18 protein-coding genes are annotated in these 20,708 nt (G+C 69.5%); 4 read left to right on the top strand and 14 right to left on the bottom strand.

The genetic code is table 11. The features are described from left to right. Positions 1–18: 18 nt before the first annotated feature. The 4 genes from I3V78_RS14070 to I3V78_RS14055 form a co-directional block, all read right to left on the bottom strand. Positions 19–1,452 (bottom strand): type IV pilus twitching motility protein PilT, encoded by a 1,434-nt coding sequence (locus I3V78_RS14070; protein ID WP_204488063.1) that lies wholly within the window; start codon positions 1,450–1,452, stop codon positions 19–21. Between the two features lie 157 nt (positions 1,453–1,609). Continuing rightward, positions 1,610–2,011 (bottom strand): 30S ribosomal protein S9, encoded by a 402-nt coding sequence (gene rpsI / locus I3V78_RS14065; RefSeq protein WP_204488061.1) that lies wholly within the window; start codon positions 2,009–2,011, stop codon positions 1,610–1,612. A gap of 43 nt (positions 2,012–2,054) precedes the next feature. Beyond that, positions 2,055–2,501: a 50S ribosomal protein L13 gene (gene rplM / locus I3V78_RS14060; RefSeq protein ID WP_204488058.1), complete on the bottom strand. Its 447-nt coding sequence runs from the start codon at positions 2,499–2,501 to the stop codon at positions 2,055–2,057. A gap of 144 nt (positions 2,502–2,645) precedes the next feature. Next, positions 2,646–4,730, bottom strand: coding sequence for an ATP-dependent helicase (locus I3V78_RS14055; protein WP_204488056.1), 2,085 nt, complete (start codon positions 4,728–4,730; stop codon positions 2,646–2,648). A 34-nt stretch (positions 4,731–4,764) separates the two neighbouring features. Here I3V78_RS14055 and I3V78_RS14050 point away from each other — a divergent pair, with 34 nt between their 5' ends. Together I3V78_RS14050 and I3V78_RS14045 are read left to right on the top strand one after the other, a co-directional pair. Continuing rightward, a complete protein-coding gene (locus I3V78_RS14050) occupies positions 4,765–5,358 on the top strand; it encodes a hypothetical protein (RefSeq protein WP_338023572.1) in 594 nt (197 codons plus the stop codon). Continuing rightward, positions 5,355–5,861, top strand: a complete 507-nt coding sequence (locus I3V78_RS14045; RefSeq protein WP_204488054.1) for a caib/baif family protein — start codon at positions 5,355–5,357, stop codon at positions 5,859–5,861. The genes I3V78_RS14050 and I3V78_RS14045 overlap by 4 nt, the downstream gene beginning before the upstream one ends. Before the next feature lie 41 nt (positions 5,862–5,902). On the opposite strand, the gene I3V78_RS14040 is transcribed toward I3V78_RS14045, so the two are convergent. The 8 genes from I3V78_RS14040 to I3V78_RS14005 all read right to left on the bottom strand — a co-directional run bounded on the left by I3V78_RS14040 (position 5,903) and on the right by I3V78_RS14005 (position 17,359). Then, positions 5,903–7,105: an RsmD family RNA methyltransferase gene (locus I3V78_RS14040; RefSeq protein ID WP_204488052.1), complete on the bottom strand. Its 1,203-nt coding sequence runs from the start codon at positions 7,103–7,105 to the stop codon at positions 5,903–5,905. After that, entirely contained in the window at positions 7,102–8,217 is a 1,116-nt protein-coding gene (locus I3V78_RS14035) for a metallopeptidase family protein (protein ID WP_338023570.1), read from the bottom strand. The genes I3V78_RS14040 and I3V78_RS14035 overlap by 4 nt, the downstream gene beginning before the upstream one ends. A 199-nt stretch (positions 8,218–8,416) precedes the next feature. Next, a complete protein-coding gene (locus I3V78_RS14030; RefSeq protein WP_204488047.1) occupies positions 8,417–12,958 on the bottom strand; it encodes a PilC/PilY family type IV pilus protein in 4,542 nt (1,513 codons plus the stop codon). A gap of 10 nt (positions 12,959–12,968) precedes the next feature. Further along, the gene (locus I3V78_RS14025) at positions 12,969–13,520 is read right to left on the bottom strand and encodes a hypothetical protein (RefSeq protein WP_204488045.1); all 552 of its coding nucleotides are present in this window, start codon (positions 13,518–13,520) and stop codon (positions 12,969–12,971) included. A gap of 5 nt (positions 13,521–13,525) precedes the next feature. Further along, positions 13,526–14,719 (bottom strand): prepilin-type N-terminal cleavage/methylation domain-containing protein, encoded by a 1,194-nt coding sequence (locus tag I3V78_RS14020; RefSeq protein WP_204488043.1) that lies wholly within the window; start codon positions 14,717–14,719, stop codon positions 13,526–13,528. Between the two features lie 8 nt (positions 14,720–14,727). Beyond that, positions 14,728–15,345: a prepilin cleavage protein gene (locus I3V78_RS14015; protein WP_204488041.1), complete on the bottom strand. Its 618-nt coding sequence runs from the start codon at positions 15,343–15,345 to the stop codon at positions 14,728–14,730. A gap of 20 nt (positions 15,346–15,365) precedes the next feature. Beyond that, positions 15,366–16,034 carry a pilus assembly FimT family protein gene (locus I3V78_RS14010; protein ID WP_204488038.1) on the bottom strand — a complete coding sequence of 223 codons (669 nt, stop codon included), beginning with the start codon at positions 16,032–16,034 and terminating at the stop codon, positions 15,366–15,368. A 365-nt stretch (positions 16,035–16,399) separates the two neighbouring features. Beyond that, positions 16,400–17,359: a DHH family phosphoesterase gene (locus I3V78_RS14005; RefSeq protein ID WP_204488036.1), complete on the bottom strand. Its 960-nt coding sequence runs from the start codon at positions 17,357–17,359 to the stop codon at positions 16,400–16,402. A 235-nt stretch (positions 17,360–17,594) separates the two neighbouring features. Between I3V78_RS14005 and I3V78_RS14000 the strand changes: the two genes are divergently transcribed. Next, positions 17,595–17,834 carry a hypothetical protein gene (locus I3V78_RS14000; protein WP_204488033.1) on the top strand — a complete coding sequence of 80 codons (240 nt, stop codon included), beginning with the start codon at positions 17,595–17,597 and terminating at the stop codon, positions 17,832–17,834. A 3-nt stretch (positions 17,835–17,837) separates the two neighbouring features. Here I3V78_RS14000 and I3V78_RS13995 read toward each other — a convergent pair whose 3' ends face one another. Both I3V78_RS13995 and I3V78_RS13990 read right to left on the bottom strand, forming a co-directional pair. Further along, the gene (locus tag I3V78_RS13995) at positions 17,838–18,104 is read right to left on the bottom strand and encodes a hypothetical protein (RefSeq protein ID WP_204496967.1); all 267 of its coding nucleotides are present in this window, start codon (positions 18,102–18,104) and stop codon (positions 17,838–17,840) included. A gap of 173 nt (positions 18,105–18,277) precedes the next feature. Beyond that, complete coding sequence (locus I3V78_RS13990) at positions 18,278–19,756, bottom strand: TolB-like translocation protein (protein WP_204488030.1); 1,479 nt, start codon at positions 19,754–19,756, stop codon at positions 18,278–18,280. A 134-nt stretch (positions 19,757–19,890) separates the two neighbouring features. Between I3V78_RS13990 and I3V78_RS13985 the strand changes: the two genes are divergently transcribed. Further along, the gene (locus I3V78_RS13985; RefSeq protein ID WP_204488027.1) at positions 19,891–20,688 is read left to right on the top strand and encodes a TatD family hydrolase; all 798 of its coding nucleotides are present in this window, start codon (positions 19,891–19,893) and stop codon (positions 20,686–20,688) included. Positions 20,689–20,708: the final 20 nt, after the last annotated feature.

Raw genomic sequence — 20,708 nt, 5'->3', positions numbered from 1 at the left:
TCCCCGCCCCACCGGCGCCTAGAAGCGCTCGATCTGGAAGTCGTCGTCCGCGGCCGGAGCGGGCGCGGGCGCGGGGGCCGGCGCGGGCATGGGGCGCGAGGGGGTGCCCTGGACGGTGGGAATGGCCGTCCGGGAGCCCGCCGCCTGGGGCGCGCCCTGCACCGCGGGGATGGCCGGACGCGAGCCCGCGACGGGGATGGCCGGGCGCGACGCGGGGCTGCCCTGCACCGCGGGCACGGCCGTGCGCGAGCCGGTGAGGGGCCGGGGAGGCGCCACGGGGGCCGGCGCCGGCGCGGGCTGGTTCTGCTGGCCGAAGGACGCCGAGCCCGGAATGGGGCGATCGCCCCCGCCCTCGAAGTTGTCCCACTTCGAGTCCGAGGTGGCGCTGATGCCGGAGAAGCGCAGCGCGAAGTCGTCCGGGTTGCTCGACTGGCGGTGGGCCTCCTCGTAGGTGACGAGCCCCTGCTTCACCAGCGACATCAACGACTGGTCGAAGGTCTGCATCCCGTAGCTGTCCGAGCCCTGGGAGATGGCGTCGGAGATCTCCTTGGTGCGGTCCTTGTCCTCGATGAGCTCCTTGACGCGCGAGGTGCAGCGCAGCACCTCCACGGCGGCCACGCGGCCCTTGCCGTCCGCGCGCGGCACCAGACGCTGGCTCACCACCGCCTTGAGCACGCTCGCCAGCTGGATGCGCACCTGCTTCTGCTGGAAGGGCGGGAAGGCGGACACGATGCGGTTGATGGTCTCCGTGGCGTCCAGCGTGTGCAGCGTGGACATCACCAGGTGGCCCGTCTCCGCCGCCGAGAGCGCCGTCTCGATCGTCTCGTGGTCACGCATTTCGCCCACGAGGATGACGTCGGGATCCTGGCGCAGCGCGCTCTTGAGCGCCTGGGCGAAGGACATGGTGTCCACGCCCACCTCGCGCTGGTTGACGATCGAGCGCTTGTCCCGGATGAGGAACTCGATGGGGTCCTCGATCGTCATGATGTGGCTGGTCTCGGTCGCGTTGATGTGATCGATCATCCCCGCGAGCGTGGTGCTCTTGCCCGAGCCCGTGGTGCCCGTCACGAGGACGAGCCCGCGCTCCTCCAGGCAGATCTTCTCCAGCACGGGAGGCAGCAGCAGATCCTTGATGGTCATCACCTTGAAGGGGATGACACGCAGGACCGCGCCCACGGTGCCGCGCTGCTGGAAGACGTTGACGCGGAAGCGGCCCAGGCCGGGAACTCCGTACGCCAGGTCCACCTCGTTGCTCTGCTTGAACTTCTCCTTCTGGAACTCGTTCATGATCCCGAAGGCCATGCGCGCCACCTCCTCGGGAGGCAGACGCTTGCCGTCCTTGAGGGGCATCAGCGAGCCATCGACACGGAACATGGGCGGCAGGCCCGCCTTGAGATGGATGTCGGAGGCACCACCGCGCAGAGCGATCTGAAGGATTTCGTTGAGTTCCATGGATAGGGCCGGATGGTACACGCTCCACCCAACGCTTGAGGAGCCCCCGTGAGCGGGCTCGACTGCTCTCCGTGCGAGGCGCGCGGGCCCGCAAAGCACAACGGCGGAGGCCCCCGAGAGGACCTCCGCCGCAGATGTTCCAGCGCAGCCGGAAGGCTTAGCGCTTGGAGAACTGGAACCGGCGACGCGCGCCCGGCTGACCGTACTTCTTGCGCTCGACGGCGCGGGCATCCCGGGTGAGGAAGCCGGCCTTCTTGAGCGACGGACGGAAGTCCGGGTTGTAGTTGCACAGCGCGCGGGCGAGGCCGTGGCGGATGGCGCCGGCCTGACCACTCAGACCTCCGCCGCGCACGTTGACCTCGATGTCGATCTTGCCCTTCTGCTCGAGCACTTCCAGGGGCTGGTTGAGCACCATCTTGGAGGTCTCGCGGCCGAAGTACACGTTGATGTCACGGCCGTTGATGATCACAACGCCGGTGCCCGGGCGGATCCACACGCGCGCGGTGGCCTCCTTGCGGCGGCCCGTGCCATAAAAGCCCTTCTCGGTGGCGGTAGCCATGTCGTCTCTCTAAAGTTCGAAAAGTGTGGGAAGGGAGGAGCTTTTACGCTTCGACTTCGCGGGCCACCGGCTGCTGCGCGGTGTGCGGGTGCGTGTCGCCGGCGTAGACCTTGAGCTTGGTCATCATCTGACGGCCCAGCGCGTTGCGCGGCAGCATGCGGCGCACGGCGTTGGTGATGACGTCCTCGGGGTGACGCGCCCGCAGCTTGGCCAGGTTGGTGCTCTTGAGGGCACCCGGGAAACCGGCACGCGGGTGCCGGTAGTACATCTTGTCCTGCTCCTTCGTACCCGTGACGCGCACCTTGTCGGCGTTGATCACGATGACGTGGTCGCCCGTGTCGATCGACGGGGTGTACATCGGCTTGTGCTTGCCCTTGAGGAGGGTGGCGATCTGGCTGGCGGCGCGACCGAGCACCTTGTCCTTCAGATCGATCACGTGCCACTGGCGCTGGATATCCGCCGGCTTCGCACTGTAGGTCCGCTGCGACATTGTTTGAACTCCAAAACTTGGGTGGGCGCCCATGGGCGCCTGAGCCAAAGCAACCGCGGGCCGCCCGTGTGAACTTCCACGTGGGCCCGGAAAGGCCGACCGTCTTAGAGGGGGGCGGGAGGCAAGTCAAGGTCGCACTTCGCCCTAGCGCACCGCCCGAGTGGGTCCCGGGGCCGAGGGGCCGGCCCCCGTGGCGCCCCCGCCCGCCTGGGGGGCCTTGAAGCGTGCTTTCAGGTTGGCGAAGAAGTTCTGCTCCTGCTCGGTGGGCGGCCCCTTGCGCGGTGCGTCAAGGTCCACCACCTCGACCAGCTCCGGGGGGATGTCCTCCAGGAAGCGGGACGGGGTGCGCGGCACCTCCTTGCCCCGCTTGACGCGCATGGCGGAGCGCGTGAGGTAGAGCCGCTCCTTGGCGCGGGTGATGCCCACGTAGCAGAGCCGGCGCTCCTCCTCGAGGTTCTGCGCCTCGCCCTGCATGCCCTTGTGGGGCATGAGCTCCTCTTCCATGCCGATGAAGAAGACCACCCGGTACTCCAGGCCCTTGGAGGCGTGGATCGTCATCAGGGTGATGGCCTTGTTGGCGCCGGGGACCTCCTCCTCCTGGCGGGTGTCGAGGCTCAGGCGGTTGAGGTAGGTGAGCAGGCTCGCCTTGGGCCCCTCGCGCTTCTCGAAGTTCTCCAGCGAGTTGATGACGAAGTCGATGGAGGCCAGCTTGCGCTCGGCGCTCGCCTGCGAGCTCGTCAGGGACTTGGCGTCGTCCTTGTAGCCAATCTCCTCGAGGAGCTGGCGCGTCACCTGGGCCAGGTTGCCGTGCTCGTAGGTCTCCCGGTAGCGCTCGACGAGCCGCTGGAACTCGCGCACCTTGAGGGCCGCCCCGGCCGGCAGGTCGGCGTAGCCCTCCGAGCGCTCCATGGCGCCCCAGAGCGACACGCTGTCGCGCCGCGCGTGCGCCACCAGCCGCTCCATGGTGACGTCACCGATGCCCCGCGCCGGCACGTTGATGATGCGCAGGAGCGACGTCTCGTCCCGCGGGTTGGCGATGAGCTTGAAGTAGGCGACGACGTCCTTGACCTCGCGCCGGTCGAAGAACTCGCTGCCCGAGAGCACCTCGTAGCGCAGGTTCTTCTCGCGCAGCGCCTCCTCCACCGGGTGCGCCTGGCCGTTGACGCGGTAGAGCACCGCGATCTCGTCCATGGGCACGCCCTCGGCCACCAGCCGGGAGATCTCCTGCGCCACGTAGCGCGCCTCGTCCTCCTCGGTGGGCGCCGACACCACCCGCAGGCGCTCGCCCCCCTTGCGCTCGCTCCACATCTGCTTGGCCTTGCGCTCGGGGTTCTTGCCGATGACGGCGTTGGCCGCGTCCAGCACCGTCTGGGTGGAGCGGTAGTTCTGCTCGAGCCGCACTTCCTTGCCGCCCGGGAAGTAGCTGTCGTAGCTCAGGATGTTGCGCACCTCGGCGCCTCGCCAGCTGTAGATGCACTGGTCGTCGTCGCCCACGGCGCACACGTTGCGCGTCTCGCCACTGGCCAGGAGCTTGAGCAGGTTGAGCTGCGCCTGGTTGGTGTCCTGGAACTCGTCCACCAGCAGGTAGCGGAAGCGCGCGGTGTACTTCTGCCGCAGGTCCTCGTGCTCGCGCAGAAGGCGCGTCGGCAGGATGAGCAGGTCGTCGAAGTCCACCGAGCCCTGCGCCTTGAGCGACAGCTGGTAGGCCTCGTAGACCATGTGGGCGATGAGATCGTAGTCGTCCCCCAGCCCCTCGCCGAGCGGCTCGGGCGTCTTGCCCGCGTTCTTCGCCTTGGAGATGAGCCCGAGCACCTTGCGCGGATCGAACTCCCGGTCGTCGATGCGCCGCTCGCGCATGGCGCGCTTGATGATGGCCGCCTGATCGCCCTGGTCCGCGATGGAGAACTTCTTGGGCCAGCCCAGCCGGTAGATGTCCTCGCGCAGCATCTCCGCGCCAAAGGCGTGGAAGGTGCACACCAGCACGTTCTGCGCCCGGGGCCCCGCCATGTGGACCAGGCGCTCCTTCATCTCCTCGGCGGCCTTGTTCGTGAACGTCACCGCCAGGATGTTGCGGGCCAGCAGGCCGTTGGGCCGCTTGTCCAGCAGGTGCACGATGCGGTGGGTGATGACGCGGGTCTTGCCACTGCCCGCTCCGGCCAGCACCAGGAGCGGACCCTCGGTGGTGACCACGGCTTCACGCTGCGGGGGATTGAGCTTCGAGAGGTCCATTGCGCGCGGAACGGGGATACCCTTTGATTCCCCCGTGCGCGACTATTTCCCCCTCCGCCCCCTGGTTCTCCTCACCTGGCTCGTGGGCACGGCCTGCACCAACGGTGGAAAGGCAACACCCGCGGTCGCGGAGGACGCGGCCCCGGCCGCCTTCCCCTGCGCCCACTTCGAGCAGTTGCGCGCCTTCCTGCCGCGGGGCATCGAGGGCCTGCCCCGCACCCGGGACGCGGGCTCCACCGGACGCTATGGCGACGTGTCCGTGAGCGAGGCCGAGCGCAGCTTCACGCTCGGCGAGGAGCGCGAGGTGAAGGTGCGCATCGTGGACACCTCGCTGGCCACCAAGCTGGGCCAGGCCATCCTCGCCGCGGCGAACGGGGCCCGGAACCGGGCCCTGAATGATCCCACCGCCCCCATTTTCTGGAAGGACAAGGAGGCCGTGGGCTTCGTACGCTACGACGAGTCGAACGGACTGGCCGAGGCCAGTCTGCTGGTGGGCAACCGGTACGTGGTGGCGGTGAGCAGCCGAGGTTTTCCGGGCACCGTGGAGGTGCGCCGGGTGGCACGCGGGTTGGACCTGGCGGCGCTGGCGCGATTGGACCAGCCCCTCCCCTCCCCCGGCGTGCAATGAAAGGAGCATCCGTGGCGAAGGACAAAGCGGTGCGCACGAGCGTGCCGGACGCGCGCGAGGAGGCGCAGGCGCGCGAGGAAGTGGCCGCCATGAGCAAACGCGAGTTCATGGAGCAGTACCAGCAGCTCGCCCGCTCCTACACGGCGGATCCCGGCAACCCGGGCTCCTACGCGTGCGAGGGCTGCGAGCGGTGCGCCAACTGCATGTTCTGCCGCGACTGCGACAGCTGCTACCAGTGCACCCACTGCACCCGCTGCGAGCTGTGCAACAACTGCTCGCACTGCGTGGACTGCAAGCAGTGCCACCACTGCGCCTACTGCGTGCAGAGCGAGAACTGCACCGGCAGCGCCTACGTGGTGCTCTGCCGCAACCTGTCCGACTGCAACTACTGCTTCGGGTGCGTGGGCCTGTCCAAGAAGGACTTCCACATCCTCAACGTGCCCTTCCCCCGCACGGAGTACTTCAAGCAGGTCAAGCGGCTGCGCGCGGAGATGGGCATCTAGCCCCCCTCCCCGCGCGCCGCCCGTTCCGCCCGGACCGGGGCCTACAGGACGCGGATGAAGAACGCCTTGAGGTACTCGGTCTCCGGCAGGCCGCCGAGCACCGGGTGATCCAACCCCGCGCCCCGGCGCTCCAGGATCTGCACCGGCCGCTTGGCATCCGCGGCGGCCGACAGCACCATCTCCTCGAACTCCTCGCGGCCGAGCTTGCCCGAGCACGAGCAGGTGACGAGCAGCCCCTCGGGACGCAGGCACTTGATGGCCCGGAGGTTGAGCTCGTGGTAGGCGCGCAGCGCGGTGGCCAGGCCCTCGCGCCGCTTGGCGAGCCCTGGCGGATCCACCACCACCGTGTCGAAGCGCTGGCTGGACTCCGAGTAGCGGCGCAGCACGTCGAAGGCGTTGGCGTTCTCCACCGTCACGTTGGTGCGCCCGTTGCGCGCGGCGTTCTCCCGGGCCCGGGTGGCGGCCGTGGCGTCCTGCTCCACCGCCACCACCGAGTCACACGCGCGGCTGAGCGCGAGCGCGAACCCGCCGTGGTAGCTGAACAGGTCCAGCGCCGCGCCCCGCGCGAGCTCGCCCGCGCGCAGGTGGTTGTCCACCTGATCCAGGAACGCGCCCGTCTTCATGTCGCCCAGGAGGTTCACCTCGAAGAGGTTCTCCCCCTCGTGGTAGCCGAAGCGCGCCTCCCCCTCCCCGTGCAGCAGCCGCGCCTCGCGCGGCAGGCCCTCGAAGTCCCGGCCCGACGCGTCGTCCCGGCACACCACGTGCGTGGCGCCGGTGAGCTGCGCCAGCGTGCGCGCCACCCACTCCTTGCGCGCGTCCATGCCCTCGGAGAGCGTCTGCACCGACAGGCCCGACCCATACCGGTCCACGAAGAGGCCCGGCAGGAGGTCCGCCTCGCCGTGCACCAGCCGCAGGCCGTCGCGCGGGCGCAGGGGCGCGCGCCGCGCGAGCGCCCACTCCAGGCGCTGGCGCAGGAAGGCCTCGTCCACCTTCTCCTCGGCGTGCCCCTTGCGCGTGAGCAGCCGCAGCGCGAGCGGCGAGTGCTGCGCGTAGAAGGCCTGGCCCACGGGGTTTCCCTGGGGGTCCACCACCGACACCACGGCGCCCCGCTCCTGCGTGTCGGGCAGCTCCAGCAGCTCGGTGCGGTACACCCAGGGGTTGCCCCGACGCAGGGACTTGGCGCCCTTGAGGCTCACCCGGACGAGGGGCAGCCCGGACGACGACGACGAGCGGGGCGGGCTCACTCCAGGCCCCGGGCGGCCAGCTCCTGGTCGTCCTCGCCCCGGAGGTGTCCCACCTCGTGAAGCAGCGTCACCTTGATTTGTTCCCGTAATTCCTCCCGAGTGCGCACCGCGCGGGCGAGGTTGAGCCGATAGAGCGCCACCGAACGACAGGGCGTCTCCCTACCATCACATGCCTCGCGCAACGAGGGGCCGCGAAAAAGGCCCAGGATGGTGGGAGAGAGCGGCGGCTCGCCCGACAGCAGGTCGTCCTGGGCGGGCAGCTCCTCGGCCCGCACCGGCACCCCCGTCAGGTCCCGACGCATGTCCTCGGGCAGCGCGGCCACCGCCCGGGCCACCTCCTCGCGGAACTCCGCCTCGGAGGGCGTGGGCGGGGCCGGGAACTCCTCGGGGGAGAGCGCCCGCGCCTTGTCGAAGTGCACCCGCGCCTGCGCCCACTTCCCCTCGCGCTCGAGCAGCAGCCCGAGGTGATGGTGCGCCAGGCCCCCCCGCACCTCGTCCCCCGTCAGCCGGGAGAAGGCCACGCGCGCCTTGGCGAACTCGCACAGCTCGAACAGGGCCAGGGCCTCCTCGTAGGACGCCTCCGCGTCGGTCGGCTGGTGCTGGAGCACCAGGCGGGCCCGCTGGAGCGCCTCGCCCGAGCGCCCCAGGTCATTGAAGGCGATGGAGGCCAGCAGCGCGAAGCGCTCGCGCCACCCCGGCTCCAGGCCCGCCAGGGCCAGCCCCCGCTCGGCGTAGAGCGAGCCCAACTCGTCGTGCTCGCGGCTGGAGGGCAGCTGCACGGCATAGAGGTGCGCCGCGCCCAGCAGGGCCTCCGGCGCGTCGGGATCGAGCGCCAGGGCCCGCGCATAGGCCACCTGCGCCTCCGCCGTGCGCTCGAGCGCGGCCAGGGCCTCCCCGCGCATCGCATGGGCGGCCGCCTCGCTCGGCGCCAGGGCGGAGGCCTGGGCGGCACACGCGAGCCCGTCCTGGGCCCGGCCCTCGTCCAGGTAGCGCGAGGCCGCGTCGAGCGGCGTCTGGCCCCGCGGCTCGCAGAGCGACAAGGCGGGAGGCACGGGCGGTGCGGGGAGCGCGGCGGCCGCGACGGGCGGGGCCTCGGCCACGGGCGGCGCCACCGCAGGGGGCGTCCGCTGACACGCACTCAACCACACGAGACACAAGGCGAACGAACCGCGCCAGAACATGGGGACACACAGGCTACGGCATTCCACGGGACGTCGGAAGGACACAGGGGGGCCCGTCCGTCCGCCGGCCGAGCGCCCGGCCCCGAGCCCTCGGGGAGGACCCGGGGCCGAGGACGGGCGCTGGGGGGGACTACATCTCCGAGGGCATGCAGGTGGAGCGGCCGCCGTTCACCGACACGTGGCGGCAGTTGTGGAGCCCGCGCGGCACGGGCAGCTCGTAGATGTACTGCAGGATGTCCTTGCGGCCCGAGACCTCCATCTGGCTCGCCTGATCGCGGTTGGGCCCGGGCTCGAAGAACACGGTGCTGTAGCGCACGCCGCCCGCCTTGGACACCTGGATGGACATGGCGGGATCCGGCGGCGGGGCCACCACCGAGCGCTCCTGGTAGCGGGAGAACGTGTTGGTGGCCGGGTTGGCGAAGCCCACCGCGCAGTTGGGCGCGCCGGAGATGAAGTCACCCTGGTACAGCCGGGCCTTGCTCGTGAACGAGCCGGAGCAGGCCGCGGACTGGCGCGGGTTGGTGGACACCGCCGGCGCCGAGTACATGGAGTTCCACACCGTGCAGCTGGCGAACACCGACGAGCCGCTGGCCGTCTTGTGCGCCAGACCCTCGTACTCGTAGAACCAGCCCGCGTCCTCCGGCGCCGCGATGGGCTTGGCGGGATTGCACGTGGTGCTCGACGTCGCGCACGTGCAGGCCCCCGCCGTGGTGCAGGACACGTCCGTCACGTTGACCAGGTCACCCGAGCCCCTCACGCCGCCGCGATCCGTCAGGCGCATGGCGTCGAACTCCCGGGCCTGCTTGGGCGAGGCGCTGCCGGGGTTCTCGTCGAACACGCGGTTGCCGCCGTAGGCCCACAGGCCGAAGAAGCGGTTCTTGCCGAGCGCGGCCGTGGACGCCGGCGTCTTCACGTCCACGTCCCCCATGTACAGGGTGGTGCCCGGCTCCTTCACGCGGCAGTCGAACACGCCCGTGCCGGACTGCTGACCGCATTCCACGGAGGTGTTGGCGAACTCGTAGTTCGCGGAACCCGAGGTCGGCTTGGGGCAAGAGTACGTGTCGCGCTCCTCGAACGACGCCTTGATGAAGCTCGAGTTGGTCGCCGAGCCGCAGTAGTCGTAGCTGGCGGGGGTGTTGAACGTCCGGGTCGTGCCGCCCTTGTAGAGGCGGTTGTCCCAGTTGCTCGTCACCTGGTGGACGTCGGCGCTGTTGCGCGTGACCTTGTAGTCCACCTGGGTCTTGGTGCAGCCGAGCTTCGAGCAGGCCTGCGGGTTGTCGAAGCGGCAGACGCCCACGCCGTCATCCAGCACCGAGTAGCGGTTGCCCGTGCCCACGAAGGCGCGCAGCGCCTTGTTGTCCAGCTGCAGGGCCAGCTCCGTCGAGTAGAAGAAGGGCGCGCGCTTGCTGATGTCCTCCGAGCCGCCCGGCGCCGTGTCCTGGCGATCCATGGAGAAGGAGCGGGCACCACTCCAGTTCTCCACCAGGCCCGCGCTGCCGATGATGCCCGGCGTGAAGAAGCGCAGCGTCCACAACTGGCCGCCCAGGTCACCCACCACGGCGGTGTCCGCGAACCCGTCGAAGGACGGCTTCTGGTTGTCGCCGTAGTCCGTCATCTGCACCGGCGACACGAAGCCGTAGCGCATGTGCTCGCGCGGCTTGTTGCCGGCGTTGGAGGTCGAGGGCGAGTACTCCCACTTCCACAGCAGGTTGTCCTTCCGGGTGCCCAGCTTGCCGTTCCACACGTCCACCATGTAGACGCCGCGGCCCTTGTCGCCGCCCGGAGACCAGCCGCCCGACAACATCGTCACCCAGCGCTCGGCGCTCTTGGTGCCGCCATTGCGCTCGATGCCCGTCACCGAGTCCAGCAGCACGGGACCGATGGGGGGCGGCTTACCGCTCAAGCTGAAGAGCGTCTTGCCGAACACCATCGCCTCGTCGGTGCAGGGCTGCGGGAACATCCAGCGGAACCGGGGCGCCGCGACCGCGCCCTGCGTGCCCGGGTCCCAGCGCAGATCCAGGGCGAAGTAGTGCGTTCCGCCGCGGCCCTCGGCCACCACCGCCACGGTGTGGAACTCGTTGGAGGACTTCTTGTTGTCGTTGTTCTCGTCCACCCAGATGTCGCGGACCATGATGTCGCCGTCCACGTAGTAGGCGTGGCCCTGGATCATCTCCTGCAGCCGCGGGAGCAGGTCCGAGGGGATGAAGGCCCACGCCTCCTTGCCCGCGTTCAGGCTGTTGGCCGGGTACGCGATGCTGCAGTCCGTGCTCTCCACGCCCGTGGCGTCCCGGATGGCGTGCAGCATGCCGTCGTTGGCGCCCACGAGCACCAGGCGCTGCCGCAGCCGCTGCTTGTACTGGTAGGCGCTGTAGGCATCCATGGTCTTCTGCTCGGTGGCGCCGGCCTGGCAGCCATCGAGCGTGACGCGCTCGTCCATGAGCGGCGTGTCACCCCGGTTCACGTTGTTGGCGTAGAGCGTCCGCACGCACTGGGTGCTCACACCCAGCTCGCACATGAACTTCTCCACCGGCGGATTCACCACCGCGGGCGTGGAGTGGAAGATGTCGCCCAGCGCGGACGCGCGCATCTCGGAGCGCAGCCCATCGCCGTCCTCGTCGAACAGGTCCTGGCCCCGCACGTACTGGATGATGAGGGCCGCGCACAGCCGGTCGTAGTTCGCCTGGGTCGACAACTCCGGAACCACCAGGGACGGCTTGACGCGGTTGATGAGCACGGCGGCCTCGAGGAACGTCACCTTCATCTTCTCCAGCAGGAGGCCGGGCTTGTAGGTGGTCCCCAGGCCGGTGGGGCAGATGGGCGCCCCGGTCACCGACAGGTACTGGCGCAGCTCATCGAAGTTGTTCAGGTTGAACTCGACGAGCCCGTCGTCCTGGTTGATCAACCCATCCTTCGAGCCGCCGCGCACGCGCCCGTTGTCCGTCACCGTGTAGATCTTCCGGTCGGCCACCTCCATGGCGGCGATCGACTCACCCGCCTCCCAGAAGGGCTCGGCCTTCTCGGCGAGCACCGCCGGCGTGGTGGGCGTGCTGAAGGACGCGACGCGGCGGAACTCGCCCTCGTCGTTCTCCGCCACCGGCCTGCCCTGCTTGTCCACCAGGAAGATGTCGTTGCGGTCGCCGTCGTTGTTCTTGTCCACGTCCTCGACGAACTCGCTGAACTGCTCGAACCGGTAGAGCTTGCCCGCCCAACCCCGGCTGCGCGAGGGCACCATGCGCGGGAGGATGGCGAGCTGCGAGGAGCCCTGCGACTGCAGGTTGTTCACCGCCGCGGAGGAGAACGCGTTGCTGCGGCTGTTGATGTTGTCGAGGATCTGCACCAGGGCCTGCTTGAGCTCGCTCGTGCTGCGGGCCGAGTGGAAGGACCCACCGCCCAGCCGTGCCGTCTCCTGCAAGAGCTTGCTGGAGGCCACGTCCTCGGAGAAGCCGATGGTGTAGGTCGCCACGCTCTGCTGGCCGTCCTTGTCGGCGCGCAGATCCTTCTCCCACAGGAACTTGGCCACCTTGTGCAGCGCGCTGGACGTGCCACAGCCCGTGCAGGGCGTGGTGTCGTTGCGGATGGCCGCGGGCAGCGTGAGGATCTTCCCTTCGTCGTAGGGCTCGCCGTCCGTCAGGAGGATGACGGCGTTGAAGCCGCACTCGAAGCACACCCCGTCCGTCTTGGTGTAGTCGTTGCCGCCGTTGACGGGCTGCGCGTGCGTGGAGCCGAACATCGTGGTGAAGGGCGTGGGGCTCGACTTGGACTGGAAGTAGTAGCCCGCCGCGTAGAGCGCGTCCGACAACGGCGTGTTGCAGCTGTCCCACCCCAGGCCGTTGAGGGGACCGTTCTGGTTGGTGAGGTTGCGCAGGAAGGCGCTGCGGTTGCTCTCCGAGGACGTGTTGTCCAGCGGGTAGGACTTGTCACACGTGGGGCCCGTGTTCTGGGCGATGCACAGACACTGCGCCGTGGGCCGGTTGGACTTGGGGCCCCAGCAGTTGCTGTAGGTGGCCGTCTCGTAGGCCATCACGCCGAAGCGCACCCCGTTCAGGTCGCGCACCACGTCGGCCAGCACCTTCACGGCGCCCGAGTCACGCGGCGCGTAGAAGTTGAGGAAGTTGCCCTTGACGCGGCGTTTGCTGGCCGTGCCGTCCTGGATGTAATAGCCCTTCGTATCCAGGCACTGGCGGCAGTCCGCGCGCTCCTGGGCGTTGGAGGACACCGCCGTGCCGCAGGCATCGTTCACGTTCGCCCACGACGTGCTCACCGGGGCCGTCTGGAAGGCGACGCCATAGCCCGCCGTGGGCGCGGTGTAGTACTTGCTGGTGGCGAACCAGTCGTTGGACTGGGTGTTCAGGTCCGTCCACAGGCGCGGGTAGACCTCGTCCGGCTTGTAGCCAAGCTCGTTGAAGAACGCGTGGTTGCACCCGCGGGTGGTGGGCCAGGTGGTGGGCCACGCGTGCATCGAGCCCGAGGTGTCGATGATGAAGAGGATGTTGGGCGGGCCGCTCGTCTTGGAGAAGAACTTCTCGTCTCCGCCCTGCACCGGGTTCATCAGCGAATCGAGCCGGGAGGTGGTGGGCAGACAGCAGGCCGCCTGATCGACGGCCGCCGCGGTGTCCGCCCGGAGCAGCGCCGCCATGGCGACGACAAGGCACAACGTCAGCTTGCGGAACATGGGCATTCCCTCAGAAGCCGTAGCGGAAGAGGAACTCGATTTCGAACTCACGGCCCCGGATGCTCGGGTTGGCCGAGGGCTCCTGGCACCGCACCACCGCGCGGTAGTACCGCCCGCCCACCGAGCCACTCCCGGGTCCGAACACGTTGCCCACCGAGGCCACCTGGGACTTGGACTCGCCCAGGGTCTCCATGCTCACTTCCTTGACCGTGAGGTTGGCCTTGGAGTTGAGAGGATCCTCGGGGTCCACGTACGCGCCGTAGTGCGCCATCTGCATGCTCGTGCGCGCGGTGTTGTCCGGGTTGTCGAGCAGTTGCACGTCGAACGCCTCGAACGACTCGGTGGGCGAGCCGTGCAGCGTCAGACGCGAGAACAGATGGCGGCGCGCCGCGTCCGCGCACAGGCTGATGCGATCGCCGCGGATCTTCTCCGTGGCCGCCTCGCGGTTGCGGTTGGTGAACTGGATGGCGCCGCCCACCAACAGCATCAGCACGGAGAGCGCCACCAGCGTGATCATCAGGGCGTTGCCTCGCGCGGCCCGGGGTCTGGAGTACAGGGTCATGGAGATCAGCCTCCCCACACGAGCCGATTGGACTGCTCGGGCTCATCGGAGCGTGACAAGTCGGGGATGAACGCGGAACGGGACATCATGTTCGGCGCACGGACGGTGGTGGTCAGGGTGGTGCGGTAGTAGCCGTCCTCGGTCGCGTGCTCGGGGGAGTCCTCCAGGTCGACGCGGAGGAAGCCACGACGGCCCCGGAGTTCGGGATTGGTCGAGCGCACGGTGACACTCACGCGCACGGCGCGGATGTTGGCCGGGTGGGCGTTGTAGCGCGAGGCATCGTCGTAGGACGTGCCGAAGCGCGGCACGGGCACGGCGCCCGGGTTGGGCATGCGCTCGGTTTCCGCGCTGCCCACGTCCCCCAACACCCAGTTGGCGGGATTGGACGAGGCATCCACCGCCGGGGCCATCCGGAAGGCGCTGTCCGGCTGCGGGCGGTTCATCAGGTAGGCCACCTGGAAGGACTCCACGTCCGCGGCCAGGGGAACGGCCTTGGCGGGGTCCAGGTTCTCCAGGGTGGAGAACGCCATCAGGAACGGCCGCCCGTTGAGGTCCACGATGCGCACGCGCACCTCGTGCAGCAGCAGCACCATGGGCATGGTGCTGTCGCGCTTGGACAGGCACGCCTCGCTGCGCCGCGAGGTGGACAGCGTCTCGTCCACGGTGAAGTTGCTCGTCTCCGAGGACCCCTTGGAGAGGCCTCCCGCGCCGAGCCGCAGCACCACCGAGTTGCCGCTGCCCTTGCAGGCGAGGATGAAGCGCTGGCCCTCGGGGAAGGCCGTGTCGAAGACGTCGCCGTCCTCCAGCAGCAGCCGCGTGCCGTCCAGGGAGCCCCGGCGCAGCCACGCCGGATCCCGGTAGCGCAGCGCCAGGTCGTCGGTCACCGACACGGGCACGTCATCGCCCAGCGCGATCACCTCGTTGCTCTTGACGTGGCTGTCCAGCGCATCGGTGCCGAAGTCGAACGCGAAGCGCGGATCCACGCCGTAGCTGGCCAGCCGCAGCCGCTGCTCGAGGAAGGAGATGGCCGTGCGCGAGCCCTCCACCGCCACCTGGATGCGCGACTCGGTCTGGTAGGAGCCCTGGACCGCCAGCACCGTCAGCGCCACGGCGGCCAGGATGATGGTGGTGGTGACCGTGCCCACCATGAGCTCGATCAACGTGAAGCCGCGAGGCGTTCGAGGGGAGCGCGAGGTCATGGCCCTCATCAGATCTGCACACCGGTCTTGTTGCCGAACTCACCCGAGTCGTAGAGGCTCAGGTGCTGGATGACGAAGCGGCGGCCCCCCAGCTCGTTCCACGACACCACGACCGAGATCTGCTCCACCGTCACCTCGGACTTGGGGTCCACGCGCGACACCCAGACCAACACCCGGCGGAAGCGCTCCGCGTCCTGGGCGGGGTAGCCCGGCAGCAGGCGCGCGGCCGGAGCGGCGGTGCGCTCGGCCTGGTCCAGGTCGAGGATGCACCGCACCGTCCATCGGTCCGCGCCCGGCGTCAGGTTCTGCAGGCCCCCGGCCAGCGCCCGGACGTTGTCGTCGGAGGTGCAGCGCGAGGTCTCGATGAAGCCCCCCGTGCCCCCGGGGCGCGGGCCCAGCAGCCGGAGCGCGCCCATCACGTCCAGCGACACGCGCACCTGGGAGGCGATCCCCGAGGCATGCGTGGTCAGGTTGGCCAGCGTGTTCTGCCGGCTCGCCACGAGGATGCCCTGGAACACCCCCACCAGGCCGATGAGCAACACCACCGAGGCCACCATGCCCTCGATGAGGGTGATGCCTCGCCGCGCGGCCATGCGACGGCGCGGAGGACGCAAGGAGGAAACCATGACGGGGGCTCCGGTTCGCATCAGGGGGAGAAGGAGGCCAGGTAGCCGCTGGGGCCAGCGATGGCGAAGAGGTACTGCATGCGTTGGTCCAGGTTGCTGAGCGTCAGCGACTGCTTGAGCGGATTGGTCACGTAGAGGCCGTCACCACCCACGAAGTGCGCGCTGCCATCCGGGTAGAAGCCCACGGCGCCCCGCGGCGTGCCCCCCGAGCAGAAGCTGCACGTCTGCACCGTCATCCCGGCGAAGGGCTCGCGGTAGGCGCCCACCAGCCCGGGCGTCAGCGCCGAGAAGCGCACGTGCTTGCTGTAGTCCTCCAGGTAGTAGAGCGCCGTGACGGTGCGGCGGACCTCCATGGGCAGAGTGAAGAGCCCCTCGGGCAGCGCCACGTGGGCGCCCGCGGCGTCCTCCACCTGCATGAAGGCGCCCTGCCCGTCCGTCATCCCGGCACGCCCCGCCGTGGGGTAGAGGATGACCCAGACCGGGAAGCCCCGGGACATGGCCTTGGCCCGCGCCGCGGAGAGCACCCCCTGCATGTCGAAGGCGGCGCTCTGCAGCGCTCCCCGCCGGCCCACCGCGTCGTAGGCCGCCATGGACAGGGCCGTCACCACGCTGACGATGCCCAGCACGATCACCATCTCCAGCAGCGTGAAGCCCGCGCTCCGCCCCGTTGGATTCACCTGGGTTTTCAATCCGACAGTCCTGTTCGTGAAATCAGGGATGACACCCGGCTCCGCCCTCCACCGGGGAGCGCCCGCGCGCTCCGTCCCCGCCACCGCTTTACGCTCCCCGTAAAAATCCCAGAAAAACCCACACCCGTCCATTATCTGACGGGCTTGCCGGGGGATGTCCGCTCCCCCGCTGTCCAAGGAATCCCGCTCTGGAGTCCTTTCAGGGTGGAATTTTGGGGGGCGGGTGGTCACGAATCCTGCCCAAGCAATTGCCAGGCCGCCTGCCAACCCCCCGGAAGCAGGAATGTCGGGAAGAGATCACCGCAGGTGTTGCGATGTAGAACCTCGCAATTTTTGCGAGGTCCGCAAAATGTAGTGAGGCGGGATCAGTCAGACAGCTCGGCGAGGATTTCGGAGAAGGCGGCCCGGGCGCGCGGCAGCTCCGCCGGTTTGAAGCTGATGGCGGACACGACGGGGTGGCCTCCGCCCCCGTAGCGCGAGGCGATGGCGGCCAGGTCATGCCGCCGCTCCTGGGGCCGCCAGGGGTTGGAGCCCAGGGACACCTTGGCGCGCGAGGGCCCCTGCCCCACCCACAGGGTGTAGCGGGCCTCGGGGTAGAGGGCGTAGGCGATGAACTTGTTGAGGCTGTCCACGCCCTGCTCCGCGAGATCGAAGGAGACGACGCCGCGCGCGTAGCGGGCGTGGGCCCGCACCAGCTCGATGTGGCGCTGGTGGCGCGCGAGCAGGGGCGCCAGGGGCTCGGCGATGAGCGGCGAGGCGGCGATGTCCCCCAACGACTCGTGCTGCATCCGCTCGATGACCTGGGGGATGAGCGTGGGCGCCTTGGTGGCCTCCAGCACCGTCATGATGCGCAGAGCGGGCTCCTGCAGCGCCACGGCCATCTCCGGGGAGGGAAAAAGCGCGCCGTCGATGAGTTCCGCCCAGTGCAGCAGCTCCGCGAGCGGCGAGGCGTCCCACCCGAAGCGCTCGCGCGCCACGTCCGCCAGGTACACGGTGCAGCTCTTGCGGTGCGCGTCATGGAACTTGCGCCCGCTCGTGTCCGCGTGGAAATGCGCCTCGTCCCCCGGCTGCTGGAAGGCGGAGACGTGGTGGTCGAACCACCAGGTGAGCCGGGCATCCTGGCTGTAGCGGAAGTCGACGATGGCGTTCTCCTCCGCCCCGGCGAACACGGCCGCGTCGATGGGGGCCCCGCCGGCGGTGTGCGACAGGCCCCGGTAGCTGAAGCGCGCATCCGCCCGGATCCGCTCCCGGTAGAACCGGGAGAACACCGCCGCGCTCGCGGCCCCATCGAAACAGTTGTCGTGGAAGAGCACCTGAACGTTCATGGGTCGCCCTTACCCCACGGCCCCCGGGGGTGTGTACGAAAAGACTCGACGAAACGAGCCATCCAGGCCTCGAAAATTGAACGAAGTTTGGAATCCTGCCCTCCAGGGCGGGCCACTGCTCACCCCAAGTCCTTGGAATCCCGTAGGGGGCAGCCAGACGAGCCCCTGGCACACCGCATGCAGAAACGTTCCTCCGCGATCCGCGTCGAACACACGGTGACGGTGGGAGGACAACATGGCCAGGACGACGACGACGACCCAGAAGAGCGGCGGCAAGATTCAGCGGCAGGGACGGCGCGTCATGCCGGCCATGCGGCGCACCACGCGGCGCGCGGCCCCGGCGAACCTGACCCTGGGCGACCTCATCGCGGCGGCCTACGACACGGCGGCCGGCGAGTCCCTGGAAGTGCTCAAGCTCGTCACCTCGCCCCAGATGGAGCGGGTGCTGGGTCGGCGCATCGTGCTGGTGCCCTGAGCGTCAGGGCACGTCGCTGATGGAGTAGTACTGCTGCTGGGTGGGCTCGCCCGCCAGCAGCCGCTTGAAGTCCTGGGCGTTGTTGGGATGCACGAGGAAGGTCCCCGCGGGCGACTCCAGTCGCACCGGCTCGGAGAGCACCGCCTCGCTCGTCCCCACGTCCCCCGCCCGCGCCGACGCCCGCAGGGACGCTCCCGGCCCTCCCGCCGACGACGTCACGCTCGCGCACGCGGACAAGACCAGCACACAGCACAGGGCGTGGAGCTTCATGGGTGACCTCCGGCGAGCCCTGGCCAGGAAGAGGCCCGCGCGCGGGCGACTGCGTACGTCGCTTCGCGCGGGGAGGCAAGTCCTTGCGCACCCCGCCCCGAACGACGACACCCGCGCCCCGGAACTCCGGAGCGCGGGTGTCGGACATCCACCGCCACTTCTTCGTGGAAGGGCTAGCGCGGCTGCCAGCGCGGCCGGTGGTCATCACCCCGGTTGGTCTGGAGCGTGCCCCAGGTGTGGCTCAGCGGAGCGCCATCCTTGAGGGTGGCGGCGTCGGTGCCCGCCGGGTTGAGCTTCTGCACCTGCAGGCGGCTGCCGGAGACGTAGGCGAGGAAGTACCCGTCCGGCGAGAAGGACGGCAGGGTCGCCTCGTTGGCGAATTCGATCTCCGCGCCCGCGGTGCCCGTGTCGTCGATGGTGTGGACGAAGACGACGTTGCCCTGGCGGCCCCCGCAGTTGCTGCCGTTGCAGAGCACCACCGAGCCCACGGTGGGCTTGTAGTAGTACACGCGCACGTAGGCCAGGTGCGTGCCGGTGGGCGAGAAGGTGTGGTTGGCGATGAAGGACTTCACCTCGCCCGCGGCCTCGGTGCTCTCGGTGCGCGCCCCGACGAGCTTCTTCTCGGTCCCGCCCGGAGCGAAGCTGTAGAGGCCCGTCAGGTACGTCGTGCCGCCGATGTTCTCCGTCTCGCCCTTGGCATCCAGGTAGATGAGCACGTCGTTCTTCTGGTTGTGCATGGGCTGCTCGGCCGTGGCGCTCGGGCCGGTGATGACGCCGTCGGCGCCGGTGGTGAAGGAGCGGTTCTTCAGGCCCTGGCCGTTGGCGCTGTAGGCGAAGCTGTTGCCGTCACCCGCCCAGGACGGGAAGACGCCGTTGGCGGTGGCCGCCTGCACCGTGCCGCCCGTGCCCTCGATGTACGAGATGCCCGTGGTGGACCCGCCGGCCGTCTTGGCCCAGGCGATGTTCTTGGAGGGCGCCCACTCCATGTAGCGGAACTCGGAGGTGCCCGCGGCCGCGGCCGTGGTGAGCTGCGTCTGGGAGGCGGTGCCGAACGGAACGGGCCGGCTCCAGAGCGCCACGGTGCTGTCGGCGCCCGTGTTCTCGAAGGCCACCGCGGTGCCCTCGCGGTTCCAGCGCGGGAAGCGGCTGGTGCCCGAGGTGTCCTGGCTCAGGGTCGTCGCCGCGGAGGGAGGCGTGGCCGTGCCGGCGCCCGGGGTCTTGTAGTAGACGACCACGGCTCTGTCCGTGGTGGACCCGCCGCTGCCCACGCGCTCGGTCACCACCAGGTGCAGGGGCTTGCACTTCTGGGCCTCGCAGTAGAGCCCCGCCATGCAGCTCGCCGTGGTGGAGCAGTCGCCGTCCTCGGCGATCGTCATGTCGCCCGCGGGAGGCGGCGTTCCCGCGTCCCCGCTCCCGGCGTCCGGGGTGCCCGTGCCCGCGTCGGGCGTACCCGTGCCCGCGTCGGGCGTCTCGGTGGGGGGCGTCGTGACATCCGAGGCCACGCATGCGTTGGCGCTGCACGTCCACTGCTTGCCCGCACCGGCGCTGCCCTTGTCGCTACAGTCGGCGGCGGTTTCGCACTCCTTGGAACACCCGGTCGCCACCATCGCCAGCGCTCCCATGAGCGCGATCACGACATTCCGCTTGGTCATATGCACCCTCTCCGAAGCCAGCCGGGGGCTAGTTAGGCCACTTCGCGGGCTTGGGCCGGAGCAATACGCGCCTACATTCCACCCGATGTCGCGGGATGAACGACCCACCCACGTGCCGCCCGGGGACCTTTCCGATGATTGACACCCACTGCCACCTCGACGCGTCACGGTTCGACGCGGATCGCGAGGACGTCCTCGCGCGCGCCTGGGCCGCCGGCCTGCACGGCATCCTCGTGCCCGGTGTGGGACCGGACAACTGGGAGCCCCTGGGTGCCATGTCCCGCGCGGAGCCCCGGCTCCAGGTGGGGCTCGGCATCCATCCGCAGATGTTGCCCCACCTGCCTCCCGAGGAAGACGGAGCGCACCTGGAGCGCCTGGACGCGCTGCTCGCGCGCGGCGGCGCCATCGCGGTGGGCGAGTGTGGCCTGGATGGCCCCTCGGCCGCGGGCGCGCCCATGGAGCGGCAGGTGGCGGTGCTCCGGGGCCACCTGGCGCTGGCGCGCAAGCACGACCTGCCGGTGCTCATGCACTGCTTTCGCGCGCACCCGGCGCTCATCGACCTGCTCAAGCACGAGCCCCTGCCCGAGGCGGGCATCCTGATGCACAGCTATGGAGGGGGCGTGGACCTGGCGCGCTTCTACATCCAGAAGGGCTGCCACTTCTCCTTCGCGGGCCCGGTCACCTGGGCCGAGGCGCGCAAGCCCCTGGACGCCCTGCGCGTGATTCCCCCCGAGCGGCTCATGGTGGAGACGGACGCGCCGGACCAGGCCCCCACGCCCCACCGGGGCCAGCGCTCGGAGCCGGGCTACCTGCCCCGGGTGCTCGAGGGCATGGCCCGGGTGCTGGGCGAACCGGTGGAGGTGCTCGCCCAGCGGACGACCGAGAACGCCCGCCGCTTCTTCCGGGAAGCCTTCCCCACCCCTTCGCGGTAGGGAGGCGGTCGCGTTATAGA

Source organism: Archangium primigenium, from assembly GCF_016904885.1.
GTDB classification, from domain to species: domain Bacteria; phylum Myxococcota; class Myxococcia; order Myxococcales; family Myxococcaceae; genus Cystobacter; species Cystobacter primigenius.
The sequence above is the reverse complement of the archived record's forward strand: the minus strand, read 5'-3'. Positions and strand labels throughout refer to the sequence as shown.